Origin of the sequence: Synechococcus sp. HK01-R (assembly GCF_014217855.1) — a bacterium.
GTDB lineage: Bacteria > Cyanobacteriota > Cyanobacteriia > PCC-6307 > Cyanobiaceae > Synechococcus_C.
This window is the reverse complement of the sequence record NZ_CP059059.1, coordinates 710,323-722,551: the sequence shown is the minus strand read 5'-3', so window position 1 is coordinate 722,551 and position 12,229 is coordinate 710,323. Positions and strand designations below refer to the sequence as shown.

Annotated in this window: 13 protein-coding genes; 10 read left to right on the top strand and 3 right to left on the bottom strand. The window is 63.8% G+C overall.

What is annotated here, in order from left to right; all coding sequences use genetic code 11:
* Nucleotides 1–26 precede the first annotated feature (26 nt).
* From clpX to H0O21_RS03780, 3 genes are read left to right on the top strand one after another with little or no spacing between them, the layout of a single operon-like run.
* Nucleotides 27–1,382 carry an ATP-dependent protease ATP-binding subunit ClpX gene (gene clpX, locus H0O21_RS03790; protein ID WP_185190431.1) on the top strand — a complete coding sequence of 452 codons (1,356 nt, stop codon included), beginning with the start codon at nt 27–29 and terminating at the stop codon, nt 1,380–1,382.
* 20 nt (nt 1,383–1,402) lie between these two features.
* A complete protein-coding gene (locus tag H0O21_RS03785) occupies nt 1,403–2,098 on the top strand; it encodes a lecithin retinol acyltransferase family protein (RefSeq protein ID WP_185190430.1) in 696 nt (231 codons plus the stop codon).
* Nucleotides 2,099–2,121: 23 nt separating this feature from the next.
* Nucleotides 2,122–3,948 (top strand): DNA polymerase III subunit gamma/tau, encoded by a 1,827-nt coding sequence (locus H0O21_RS03780; protein ID WP_185190429.1) that lies wholly within the window; start codon nt 2,122–2,124, stop codon nt 3,946–3,948.
* 3 nt (nt 3,949–3,951) lie between these two features.
* Here H0O21_RS03780 and H0O21_RS03775 read toward each other — a convergent pair whose 3' ends face one another.
* Complete coding sequence (locus tag H0O21_RS03775) at nt 3,952–5,277, bottom strand: glycosyltransferase family 2 protein (RefSeq protein WP_185190428.1); 1,326 nt, start codon at nt 5,275–5,277, stop codon at nt 3,952–3,954.
* A 24-nt stretch (nt 5,278–5,301) separates the two neighbouring features.
* Entirely contained in the window at nt 5,302–6,885 is a 1,584-nt protein-coding gene (locus H0O21_RS03770) for a SpoIID/LytB domain-containing protein (RefSeq protein ID WP_185190427.1), read from the bottom strand.
* A 57-nt stretch (nt 6,886–6,942) separates the two neighbouring features.
* Between H0O21_RS03770 and rpmI the strand changes: the two genes are divergently transcribed.
* The 3 genes from rpmI to H0O21_RS03755 are packed head-to-tail and all read left to right on the top strand — an operon-like array spanning nt 6,943 to nt 8,132.
* The gene (gene rpmI / locus H0O21_RS03765) at nt 6,943–7,140 is read left to right on the top strand and encodes a 50S ribosomal protein L35 (protein WP_131455152.1); all 198 of its coding nucleotides are present in this window, start codon (nt 6,943–6,945) and stop codon (nt 7,138–7,140) included.
* Between the two features lie 42 nt (nt 7,141–7,182).
* Nucleotides 7,183–7,530, top strand: a complete 348-nt coding sequence (gene rplT / locus H0O21_RS03760) for a 50S ribosomal protein L20 (RefSeq protein WP_185190426.1) — start codon at nt 7,183–7,185, stop codon at nt 7,528–7,530.
* 29 nt (nt 7,531–7,559) lie between these two features.
* The gene (locus H0O21_RS03755; RefSeq protein WP_185190425.1) at nt 7,560–8,132 is read left to right on the top strand and encodes a tetratricopeptide repeat protein; all 573 of its coding nucleotides are present in this window, start codon (nt 7,560–7,562) and stop codon (nt 8,130–8,132) included.
* On the opposite strand, the gene H0O21_RS03750 is transcribed toward H0O21_RS03755, so the two are convergent.
* On the bottom strand, nt 8,100–8,621 hold the full coding sequence (locus H0O21_RS03750) for a hypothetical protein (RefSeq protein ID WP_185190424.1): 522 nt from the start codon (nt 8,619–8,621) through the stop codon (nt 8,100–8,102). The two genes, H0O21_RS03755 and H0O21_RS03750, sit on opposite strands and share 33 nt — an antisense overlap.
* A gap of 92 nt (nt 8,622–8,713) precedes the next feature.
* Between H0O21_RS03750 and H0O21_RS03745 the strand changes: the two genes are divergently transcribed.
* The 4 genes from H0O21_RS03745 (at nt 8,714) to H0O21_RS03730 (ending at nt 12,228) form a co-directional block, all read left to right on the top strand.
* The gene (locus tag H0O21_RS03745; protein ID WP_255441181.1) at nt 8,714–9,541 is read left to right on the top strand and encodes a thiazole synthase; all 828 of its coding nucleotides are present in this window, start codon (nt 8,714–8,716) and stop codon (nt 9,539–9,541) included.
* A 90-nt stretch (nt 9,542–9,631) separates the two neighbouring features.
* Entirely contained in the window at nt 9,632–9,799 is a 168-nt protein-coding gene (gene psb34, locus H0O21_RS03740) for a photosystem II assembly protein Psb34 (RefSeq protein ID WP_131592446.1), read from the top strand.
* Nucleotides 9,800–9,857: 58 nt separating this feature from the next.
* The gene (locus H0O21_RS03735) at nt 9,858–11,054 is read left to right on the top strand and encodes an NAD-dependent epimerase/dehydratase family protein (RefSeq protein ID WP_131455146.1); all 1,197 of its coding nucleotides are present in this window, start codon (nt 9,858–9,860) and stop codon (nt 11,052–11,054) included.
* Between the two features lie 28 nt (nt 11,055–11,082).
* Entirely contained in the window at nt 11,083–12,228 is a 1,146-nt protein-coding gene (locus H0O21_RS03730; protein WP_185190423.1) for a glycosyltransferase family 1 protein, read from the top strand.
* Nucleotide 12,229: the final 1 nt, after the last annotated feature.

Genomic DNA, 12,229 nt, shown 5'->3' with positions numbered 1-12,229 from the left:
ACCCCGTTTGAAGCGACCAGCGCCCGATGGCCAAATTCGACGCCCATCTGAAGTGCTCCTTCTGCGGCAAGTCCCAGGAGCAAGTCCGCAAGTTGATCGCTGGTCCCGGCGTGTACATCTGCGATGAGTGCATCGATCTCTGCAACGAGATCCTCGATGAAGAGCTGATCGATGCCCAGGGCAACTCCCGCCAGGGGGCCGAAACCTCCCGCAAGGCAGCCCAGGGAACCCGCAAAAGCACAAAGCCAGCCCCCACCCTTGCCTCGATCCCCAAACCACAGGAAATCAAGAGCTTTCTCGACCATCAGGTGGTCGGTCAGGAAGCGGCCAAGAAGGTGCTCTCCGTAGCGGTTTACAACCACTACAAACGCCTGGCCTGGCAAGGCGATGGCAAGGGCGAAACCGAACAGACCGCCACCCGCCTTCACAAGAGCAACATCCTCTTAATCGGTCCCACCGGCTGCGGCAAGACCCTGCTAGCCCAGACACTGGCAGAACTCCTGGATGTGCCCTTCGCCGTGGCCGACGCCACCACCCTCACCGAAGCCGGCTATGTGGGGGAAGACGTCGAGAACATCCTGCTGCGGCTTCTGCAGAAGGCCGACATGGATGTGGACCAAGCCCAGCGCGGCATCATCTACATCGATGAAATCGACAAGATTGCCCGCAAGAGCGAGAACCCATCGATCACCCGTGATGTGTCGGGCGAGGGGGTGCAGCAAGCACTCCTGAAGATGCTGGAAGGCACCGTGGCCAACGTGCCCCCCCAGGGCGGTCGTAAGCATCCCTATCAGGACTGCATCCAGATCGACACCAGCCAGATCCTGTTCATCTGCGGCGGCGCCTTTGTGGGCCTCGATGACGTGGTGCAGAAGCGGCTTGGACGCAATGCGATCGGCTTCGTGCCCAGCAGTGATGGTCGCGGTCGCAACAAGGCCAATCGCGACCTGCAAGCAGCCCAGGTGCTGCGCCATCTGGAGCCGGACGACCTCGTGAAGTACGGCTTGATCCCGGAATTCATTGGCCGCATGCCGGTGAGCGCTGTGCTGGAACCTCTGGATGAACAAGCGCTGGAATCGATCCTCACCGAGCCCCGCGATGCGCTGGTCAAGCAGTTCCGCACCCTGTTGAGCATGGACAATGTGCAACTGGATTTCGAAAGCGACGCGGTCGTGGCGATCGCCCGCGAAGCGCACCGGCGCAAAACCGGCGCCCGGGCCCTGCGCGGAATCGTGGAAGAGTTGATGCTCGACCTGATGTACGACTTGCCTTCACGCAAGAATGTGAAGTCCTTCACCGTGACGCGCACCATGGTGGAGGAACACACCGGCGGGAAGGTACTGCCACTGCCGGGAAGCGAACGTCAGCAGGAATCAGCCTGAACCCTGTGGACTGATCCTTCATGGCCGCCGCCGACCACCTCACGGTTCCCCGGCAGCACGGCCTGTTTCTGCATCACGGCATTGATCTGGGCGATGGCAGCGTGGCCCACTACCTAGAGGGTCGTGAAATCCTGCGCAGCTCTCTCCAAGAGTTCAGCCGCGGCCAGGAGATCAGCGTGATCGACCACCCACAGGCCTCACCAGCGGGCATCACGCTCCGACGCGCCATGAGCCGCATCGGCGAGCAGAACTACAACCTGCTGTTCAACAATTGCGAGCACTTCGCCACCTGGTGCAAGACCGGTCGCCACCGCAGCGGCCAGGTGGAGGACTGGCTGCACACCGGCAGCTTGGGCGCCCTGGCCCTTGGCCAACTGATGCCCGCTGCCTTACTCACGGGCCTGAGCCTGCTGCTGGGCAAAGGCCTGGTGGATCAGACCTCCCGCGATCGGGCACGCCGAGGCCTGAGCCAACTCGAGCAACTGCGTCAACGGCTGGTGGCAAAACTCGAAACAACCCTGGAGCAAGCGGAGGGGTGGTTGCGGGGCGGCCCCGATAGCGGCGCTTCGAATCGCGGTAACCGCCAGAGCCGACGCTTACTCCAGGCCGGCCAGACCCTCGCGGATGAACTGGCCGCCGTGGAGGAACTGGAGCAACAGATCGTTGCGCTTCTGGAAGCCGCTGACACCACATCGGAACAGGGCAGACCTGAGTAACCTCTGGGTCCCGCCAGCAGCGCATGAGTCAGGCCTACCAGCCGCTGCATCACAAGTACAGACCTCAGCGGTTTGATCAGCTGGTGGGGCAGGACGCGATTGCCGCCACCCTCAGCCACGCCCTACGCAGCGATCGCATCGCTCCGGCCTATCTGTTCAGTGGCCCACGGGGCACAGGTAAAACGTCCAGCGCCAGGATCCTCGCCCGATCGCTCAACTGCCTGAGCAGCGACGGGCCCACACCTGAGCCCTGCGGGACCTGCGAGCTCTGCACCACGATCGCCGCCGGCAGCGCCCTCGATGTGATCGAGATCGATGCCGCCTCGAATACGGGTGTTGACAACATCCGTGACCTGATCGAGCGCTCCCGCTTTGCCCCGGTGCAGGCCCGCTGGAAGGTGTACGTGGTGGACGAATGCCACATGCTCTCCACCGCCGCCTTCAACGCCCTGCTGAAAACCCTGGAGGAGCCGCCACCGCGCGTGGTGTTTGTGTTGGCGACGACCGATCCCCAGCGGGTGCTGCCCACGATCCTGAGCCGCTGCCAGCGTTTTGATTTCCGGCGCATCCCCCTCGAGGCTCTCGAAGCCCACCTGCGCTGGATTGCCGAACAGGAAGCGATCGGGATTCAACCGGAGGCCCTTCATGTGGTGGCGCAAAGGGCCCAGGGCGGTCTGCGCGATGCCGAAAGCCTGCTGGATCAGCTCAGCCTGCTGCCACCTCCGATCGAAGCCGATGCGGTGTGGGAACTGCTGGGGGCCGTACCCGAACAGGAACTGATCCATCTCAGCGAATCCTTGGCCGCCGGTGAGCCACTGCCTCTCCTGGAGAGCAGCAGGCGCCTGCTCGATCGCGGCCGCGACCCGGGAGCAGTGCTGCAGGGCTTGGCGGGAATCCTGCGGGATCTGGTGCTGATGGCCGCCGCTCCCGACAGACCTGAACTCACCAGCGTCTCACCCCAGTTCCGGGATCAACTGCCGCCGCTGGCCCAACGCATCGGCCGGCAGCGGTTGCTCCAGTGGCAAGCACGCCTGCGTGGCAGTGAGCAACAGCTCCGTCTCAGTGTGCAGCCGCGTCTATGGCTGGAGGTGCTGCTGCTCGGTCTGCTGGCGGAACCTGAGTCCCGGGCCCAGCCAGAACAAGGAGTGCACTCAGCCCCTGCGGTCACCCCAGCGGTGGCTCCTCCTGCAGCCCCAGCGAAGGCGGCGGTGAGCCTGCCCCCAACCCAGACACAGGCCCCAACGCCAGTCGCGGCAGTCGCTGAACCCGTAACGGAGACAGCCACAGAGCCAGCGGCTCCACCCGACCCCACCAACCTGGGCGAGCTCTGGCAGCAGATCCTCGGGAGCCTGGAACTGCCCTCCACCCGCATGCTGCTTTCCCAGCAAGCCCAACTGGTTCGCCTTGATGCCCACCGCGCCGTGGTCCAGGTGGCCGGCAACTGGATGGGAATGGTGCAGAGCCGCGCCAGCCTGTTGGAGCAGGCGATCAGCCGCGCCCTGGGTGGCAACCGTCAGCTGGTGCTGGAAAACCAGAGCGGGACCTTGACCCCAGCGGCACCGGTCAGTCCGTCAGTCACCCCACTGAGCGAGCGCATGAAGATCACCGCGCCTGCCGAACCCGTCACAAGCCCATCCACCCCACAGACATCGCCCCCCATAGCAACTGCCACCATCCCCGATGCGAAACCCACCGGCGCTAGCGAACCCCAGCTCCCGGTGGCCCAAGTGCCCGACAACAAGCCAGTGGAGCCGCGACCCCTGAGTTCACCGATGGACGACAAAGTGAAGCGCTTCGCCGATTTCTTTAATGGCGATGTGGTTGACGTCGATCTCGACGGCCAGAGCTGAGGTTCAGGCCTCGACCGTCGCCTCGCCCCGGTGGCTGGTCTTCGCCCAAACCAGCCGCTTCGGGAACAGGGCCATCCGAGCACTCACCCAAGGAATCACCACAAACCAATGGCCTAAGTAGGCAATCGCCAGCAGCAGTGACAGGGGCTCGGGGCTCGGCAGCTCCGGGCCTTCGCTCGGCCGACGGCACCCACGCCAGTAGGCCAGACCCGACACGCTGAACGCAACGATCGACAGGGGCCAGTAGGCCGGCATCGTGCAAGTCGCCGCACTGGTGAGTGCATCGGCGAACGAGACCACCGGCAGGGCGTACTGGAGCAGAAAGAAACAGGCGAGGTCACGACGCTGACTCGGGCTCAACCGACTCGACAACAGCTGGGGCCAGTAATCGAAGAAACGCTGAAGACCTCCTTCAGCCCAGCGCTGCCGCTGCTTCCAGAGCGCCGGCACCGACTCAACAGCCTCCTCTTGAACAGGTGGATCCCAGAGCAGGCCGATCCGAGATCCCTCGGTCAGGAGGCGAAAGCTGAGGTCGAGATCGTCAGTGACCGTGTCTTCGTTGAAACCTCCGCAGGCCTCAAGGCTGCGACGGCTAAGCAGCTGGCCGTTCCCGCGCAGCTCCATCACGCCGCCACCCAGCAAACGCCCCTGCTGAATCAAGGCATCGAGGGCCATTTCCATGGCCTGAACGCGCGTGAGCAGACTCTGACCCGCATTGACCACCGCCTTGCGCAACTGCACGGCCGACCAGCCGCCACCCAGCGCATACGGCAACAAGCGCTCGAGCACGTCCTCCTGAAGCTGAGCATCGGCATCCAGCACCAGCAACCAGTCGCCCTGAAGCTGCTTGAGCACGGCATTTAACGCACCCGACTTGCCGCCACCGGCTCCGCGTGGACGGTGCAGCACCCGCAGTTGGGGATGCTGCTGCTGCAACCCGTCAAGAATCGCCCCAGTGCGGTCCTGACTGCCGTCATCCACCACCCAGAAGCTGAGCCTGTCAGCGGGATACCGCAGAGCCGCTAGCCGTTCCACCAGCCGAGCGATCACAGCCTCCTCATCACGGGCACCCACAACCACATCCACCGCAGGCCAGCTGCCGGTGTCCAGAGGCCTGGTTGCACTGCCTGGGTCAACAGATGCCGCACCGCGTCCTCGCAGCACGGTTCGCAAGCCATAGCCACCCAGCACCACGGCGAGGGTGATCGCCGGCAGCAGACTGCGGGCGGGGTCCAACCAATGGGGCGCCGCTCCAGCACAGCCACAGGCAGCTAGGAACAGGGCCGTCTTGCCGCGTCGGTGATCGCCAGTCACTGCGGCCACGGCCATGAAGCATCCCAGAATGCCGGGACTCTAAGGGGCCTTCCTGAGAGCCGACAGAGGAACAAGCGTTGTGCCGGGGTAGTAGTGCTGCAGGATGCGCTCCACCGACCAGCCCTGACGGGCCAGATCAATCGCTCCAGCCTGGGAGAGACCGGCCCCGTGGCCGAAACCACCGCCCCGGAAACGCCAGACCCCTGCACCAGCAGGCTCCACCACCATCAAGGTGCTGGGAAGACGGCGCAAGCTGCGGCGGATCCCATCCAGTCGCAGCACCACGGGTGAGCCAGGACCATCTCCAACCACTTGTAAGGCCAAAACCCGACCACTCGGACCCCGCTCCAGCACGCTGACCCCTTGCACCACCCCAAGGCGGGGCGCCTGAGCAGCCAAGGCCCCCTGCAGTTGAGCCGCGCTGTAGGTGCGGGTCCAGCGGAAGCGGGGATGTCCGGAGCCATAGGCGCCAGTTGTTCTCTTCAGCAAGGCCTCGACCGCTGCCTGATTCGGAACGGGGACGAGCACGGACCCGGTCCAGGCCTTGCCACCATCAGCCTGGCTGCGCAGATAAGGCACAGATGGCATCGCCCAGGCCTCGTTCACTCCCGCCATCACCCCACCGTTGGATGCGTGATAAACGGCACTGATCGGCGAACCCTGCCACTGGAGCACCTGACCAGCCGTGGCCTTGATCGCCTGACGCACCGATGCCCCGGCCTGCCGAGGATCGCTGTACACCTGGCACTGGGTGTCGCTGCAGAGGTGATAGCCATCGATCGCGAAACGATGGCTGTTGGCAAGCGCCCAGGTGCGGGCCAGCACAGCCTGGGCCTCGAGTGCCGCCGCGGGCGAGCCGGCTCCGATCTCATGGGGCACCACCCCTTCCAAATAACGCTCCAAGGGCACCTGCTCCAGCAATGTCCAGCTGCCATAGGCATCCGCCTGGAGCCGGAAGGGTCCGCGCATCACGCCCCCCTTCCAGCGCAGACCGTCAGGGGCCTCAATCAGCAGAGGTCCCTGAAGCGTTCGGCCACCTTTGGCCCCCTCCAGCACAGGCTGAATGGACATCGTCAACGTTTCCCTCACCCGACGGACAGGAACATCCGGGAGCGGCAGCGCTGCTTCAGGAGCCCATACCTCCCATTCATTGGGATGGGCCACCAGGGCCTGCACCCCCTGGCCGCGCCAGCGGGTGGCCACCCGCTCGGCGGATTCAAAACTGGCAAAGGGTCCAGCCACCTGACGCGCGAGCTCCAATGGCGCTTGGCGGGGGACCGAACGCCAGCTGAAGCGGAGACGAGCAGCGGTTTGCAACGGCTCCTTGATCCCTGGAGACCGCAACACCAGCGGAGCGACTCCCGCGCTTTGCAGGGTCAACAGGGGCGCCGGCGCCCCCTGGCCAGCACGACGTCCGAGATGGTCCTCGAGGGCCACCCAGAGCCGATCCTTCCGCGCTGAGGGCGGCTGCGCCACCACGCGGTGGGTCGGCCGCTCGACGGGGGACTCCATCGGGGGCGGTGCCTGCAGCTCCTGGGCCCGGCAACCGCCTGCAACCGCTGCGATGAGCAGGAGTGCCTGCAGGATCGATCCCTGCCTCAGAGCTGCAGAAAGGCGTGGCATGGATGGGGGGAGGTTGAGGGCGTATTGTTGTCGTTTGTGCCACGCGCAGCCAGAGACATGCCCAAGCTCAAGACCCGCAAAGCTGCCGCAAAGCGGTTCAAGGCGACGGCCACTGGCAAATTCATGCGTCGCCGGGCCTTCCGCAACCACCTGCTCGATCACAAGAGCCCGAAGCTGAAGCGCCACCTGGGCACGAAGGCTGTTGTGGACCGCACCGATGAAGATCGTGTGGCCCTGATGATGCCCTACGCCTGAATTCCAAGGCATCTCAACGTTCGATTCTGATTTCTTACCCGAATGGCCCGCGTCAAGAGAGGCAACGTCGCCCGCAAGCGTCGCAACAAGATCCTCCGCCTAGCCCGTGGATTCCGCGGCAGCAACGGAACCCTGTTCCGTACCGCCAATCAGCGGGTCATGAAGGCTCTCTGCAATGCCTACCGTGATCGCCGTCGTCGCAAGCGCGATTTCCGCCGCCTCTGGATTGCCCGCATCAATGCTGCGGCCCGCCTGAACGGTCTGAGCTACAGCCGTCTGATCGGTGGTCTCAAGAAGGCCGATGTGCGCATCAATCGCAAAATGCTTGCCCAACTCGCCGTGGCCGATCCCGGCACCTTCACCACTGTGGTGAAGGCCGCCAAGGCTTGAGCTCAAACTGATCCGAGGAGCCCTTCGTGATGGACATCCTCGTTCCGCAGACCTACCTGCTGGGTCTGATTGCACTGCTGGCGATCGTGGCTGTCGTGGTCGGTCGCCAGCTCTTGCGTGTGCGCCGTGATGAGCTTTCCCTCATCCGCCTTGAACAGGACGGAGCTGCGTCATCGCGTGATGCAGGTCAGCTCTATGAGCTTGCCTCCGTTCAGCTGCGCAAACGCCTCTATCCCCAGGCCACCGCCAATCTGAGACAAGCCCTGAAACGACTCTCCGGAGAACCGGATGAAGCTCGAGCCCTGGTGGAGAACGCCTTGGGATTCTCGCTCGCAGCCCAGAAGGACTTTCAGGCAGCTGTGAAGCACTACAAATCAGCCCTCCAGGCCAAGGCCGACTATCCCGTCGCCCTCAACAATCTGGCCTTCGCCCAAGAGCGTCTCCTGCAACCGGAAGAGGCTGCTGAGCTGTATCGGCGTTGCTTGAGCCTCGAACCCAACAATGGAACAGCCAAAAAACGGCTCAAGCGGATTGAACAGCGCTTGAGCCGTAAGCCTGAAAGCGGCAATTCACCAGAGGCCGCGAACGGGAAGGGATTCTGAAGCCGGGCAACTGGCCGCAAGGTGCAAGCGACCACCAGGGTTGGTCATCCGCGGAGCCATCCAACCGGCGAGGGTTGCCCCCTGCAATCCCAAAAAAGCACCGCCTGGCTCGAGGCCGGCGGTGAGCTGATCGGACAGGGGCAGCAGATCCAGCTGGTCTGATTTGGCGTTGAGGTTGCCCTGCACCGCCGTGGTCACCTCGCCGATCCGCATGTCGCCACGCACCGCCACCATCTGACCGAAGGGCTGCACACTGGCCAGCGTCACCTGCACCGGCAGCTTTCCGCCGCCCTCAAAGGAGCGGTAAGAGCCGCACCACTGGCGGGGCATCGCGGCTGCCAGGGAGGCTGCACGGGCGATCGGATCGAAATTCTCGACAGACCCCTCAAGCACCATTGGCAAAGCCAGCTGGGAGGCATCCAGGGGCAGCTGGTTCTCAAAGACCACCGGAGTCTCTACCGGCAGATCCACGGCGACTGGAATCGGCATGCATAGAAATGGATGATGGGCGCACGGTAGAGCCATCCGATCCGATGGGAACGCTCCCTGATCCGGTTCTCACACCAATCCGCCGCAAGCCCATGGATCCGACCCCACAGCCCGTCAAGCCAAAGCTGAACGACGACCCGCTCTTGATTGGAGGCCGCGCCTTCAGGAGCCGTCTGTTCACCGGGACGGGCAAATACCCGGATCTGGCCACGATGCAGGCCAGTCTCGAGCGCTCAAGCTGTGACATGGTCACCGTCGCGGTGCGTCGGGTGCAGGCCGTAGCCGAAGGCCATGCCGGCCTGATGGAGGCGATCGACTGGTCTCGAATCTGGATGCTGCCGAACACCGCCGGCTGCACCACAGCCCAGGAAGCGGTCCGGGTTGCCCGCCTCGGCCGGGAGCTGGCCAAGCTTGCCGGCCAGGAAGACAACAACTTTGTGAAGCTGGAGGTGATCCCCGACAGCCGCCACCTCCTGCCCGATCCCTTCGGAACCCTCGAGGCCGCAGAGCAGCTGGTGAAGGAGGGCTTCACCGTGCTCCCCTACATCAATGCCGATCCGTTGCTGGCCCGACGACTCGAGGCGGTGGGATGCGCGACGGTGATGCCCCTTGGCTCACCGATCGGCTCAGGCCAAGGGCTGCGCAATGCGGCCAACATTGCCCTGATCATCGAAAACGCTGGCGTGCCTGTCGTGGTGGATGCAGGAATCGGTGTACCCAGCGAAGCGGCCCAGGCCCTTGAGATGGGTGCCGATGCCGTGCTCGTGAACAGCGCCATTGCCCTGGCGGGGGATCCCGCCACCATGGCCGAAGCGATGGCTGCTGCCGTGCAGGCAGGCCGATGGGCCCGCATAGCCGGACGCCTGCCTCTGCGCCAGGACGCCTCAGCGAGCTCACCCACCACCGGCCAGGTCAAGTAACGAACGATCACTGGCCATGAAGCTGCGTGGCAGATGCGCACCAGAACAGGCCTGCGCCCATAGGTTCCTGCTCAGATGCAATGCCTGGCCATGCAGGTCACCCAAGAAGACGGCGGCCGCCTGAATGCCTTCGCAAAAGAACCGCGAATGGAAGTGATGGCTGAATCATCCAGCCGCAGCAATGCCTCCCGCCTGCTGATCATGGCCGGCGCCGTGCTTGTGGTGGCCCTGATGGCGGTCTCCGTGGCCATCAGCTGAAAAGCCTGTAGTAGCTTGCCCCAGATCAGCGGCTCGCACGCTTCAGCAGGAGTTTGGGGTGAAAGTTCTCGTTCTCGGCGGTGACGGCTTCTGTGGCTGGCCGTGTGCTGTGAACCTGGCGGATCAGGGCCATGAGGTCGTGATCATCGACAACCTCAGCCGCCGCAAGATCGACATCGATCTCGAAGTCGAGTCGCTCACACCAATCACCAGCATCGGCGTACGCCTTCAGGCCTGGCAGGAGACCGGCGGCAGGCCCATGCGCTTCGTGCACATGGACATCGCCCATGAATATCAGCGGCTGCTCGATCTGCTGATCGAAGAAAAGCCCGACTCCGTGGTGCACTTCGCTGAACAACGGGCCGCTCCCTATTCCATGAAGAGCAGCGCTACCAAGCGCTACACCGTTGACAACAATGTCAATGGCACCCACAACCTGCTGGCCGCCATCGTGGAGAGCGGTCTGGATATCCATGTGGTGCACCTCGGCACCATGGGCGTCTACGGCTATGGCTCCCATCGGGGCGCCACGATCCCCGAGGGATATCTCAAGGTTGAGGTGCCCCAACCTGATGGCAGCCGCTTTGAGGAAGAAATCCTCCATCCCGCCAGCCCGGGCAGCGTCTATCACATGACCAAGACGCTCGATCAGCTGCTCTTCCTCTACTACAACAAAAACGATCTGGTACGAATCACCGATCTCCACCAGGGGATCGTGTGGGGCACCAACACCGATGCAACGGACCGCGATCCACGTCTGACCAACCGCTTCGATTACGACGGCGACTACGGCACGGTGCTCAACCGCTTCCTGATGCAGGCAGCCATCGGCTACCCACTCACCGTCCACGGAACCGGCGGCCAAACCCGCGCCTTCATCCACATCCGCGACTCCGTGCGCTGTGTGCAGCTGGCGCTCGAAAATCCTCCATCCAAGGGAGAACGGGTGAAGATCTTCAACCAGATGACCGAAAGCCATCAAGTGGGTGAATTAGCCAAGAAGGTGGCCGCGCTGACTGGCGCTGAGATCAACCACCTGCCTAACCCTCGCAACGAGGCCGTGGAAAACGACCTGATCGTGGACAACCGCTGCTTCATCGAGCTGGGTCTGAACCCCACCACCCTTGATGACGGCCTGCTCAAGGAAGTGGTGGAGATTGCCACCCGCTACTCCGACCGCTGCGACCGCAAGCGCATCCCCTGCGTGTCAGCCTGGACCAACAAACAGGCAGAAGCGATCGGGGTCAAGGCCTGAACGTTCCCCCTGCACGCCCGTTTAACCCGTGAAGATCGCCTTTTTCACCGAAACGTTTCTGCCGAAGGTGGATGGGATCGTGACCCGTCTGACCAAAACGGTGAAACACCTGGTGGATGCCGGCGATGAAGTCCTGGTCTTCTGTCCGGAGGGAGCGCCCAGCCACTACATGGGTGCTCGGGTCATGGGAGTGCCGGCCATGCCGCTGCCCCTGTACCCCGAGCTGAAGCTTGCCTTGCCCAGGCCTGCCGTGTCGGAAGCCATCGACGCTTTCCAACCGGATCTGGTGCACGTGGTGAATCCGGCTGTGCTCGGGCTTGGAGGCATCTGGCTGGCAAAAAACAAGTCGATCCCCTTGATCGCTAGTTACCACACCCACTTACCCAAATACCTCGAGCACTACGGCATGGGCATGCTCGAGCCCCTGCTCTGGGAACTGCTCAAAGCCGCCCACAACCAAGCAGAACTCAACCTCTGCACGTCCACCGCCATGGTGAAAGAGCTGAGTGAGAAGGGCATCCAACACACCGCCCTCTGGCAGCGCGGGGTCGACACGGATCTGTTCCGTCCGGAGCTGCGTCAGGCCGACATGCGTCGCCGCCTGCTTGGTGAACACGATGATCGTGGCGCCCTGTTGCTCTACGTGGGTCGCCTTTCCGCAGAAAAGCAGATCGAGCGCATCAAGCCCGTGCTGGAAGCCCTGCCGGATACACGCCTGGCCCTCGTGGGCGATGGCCCCCACCGCCAGCAGCTTGAACGCCATTTCGAGGGAACCGCCACCACCTTCGTGGGCTACCTGGCTGGTGAAGAGCTGGCCAGCGCCTACGCCAGCGGCGACGCCTTCCTGTTCCCCTCCAGCACCGAAACCCTCGGCCTCGTGCTGCTGGAAGCGATGGCCGCCGGTTGCCCGGTGGTGGGTGCCAACCGTGGCGGCATCCCTGACATCATCAGCGATGGCATCAACGGCTGCCTCTACGAGCCCGATGGCGCTGACGGTGGAGCCGCGAGCCTGATCAACGCCACCCAGCGCTTACTTGGCAACGATCTCGAACGGCAAGCCCTGCGCCGTTCCGCGCGCAGCGAAGCCGAGCGCTGGGGGTGGGCCGGTGCCACCGAGCAACTGCGCACCTACTACCGGGGCGTGCTCAAAGCCGATCAGATCAGCGCCGCCTGAT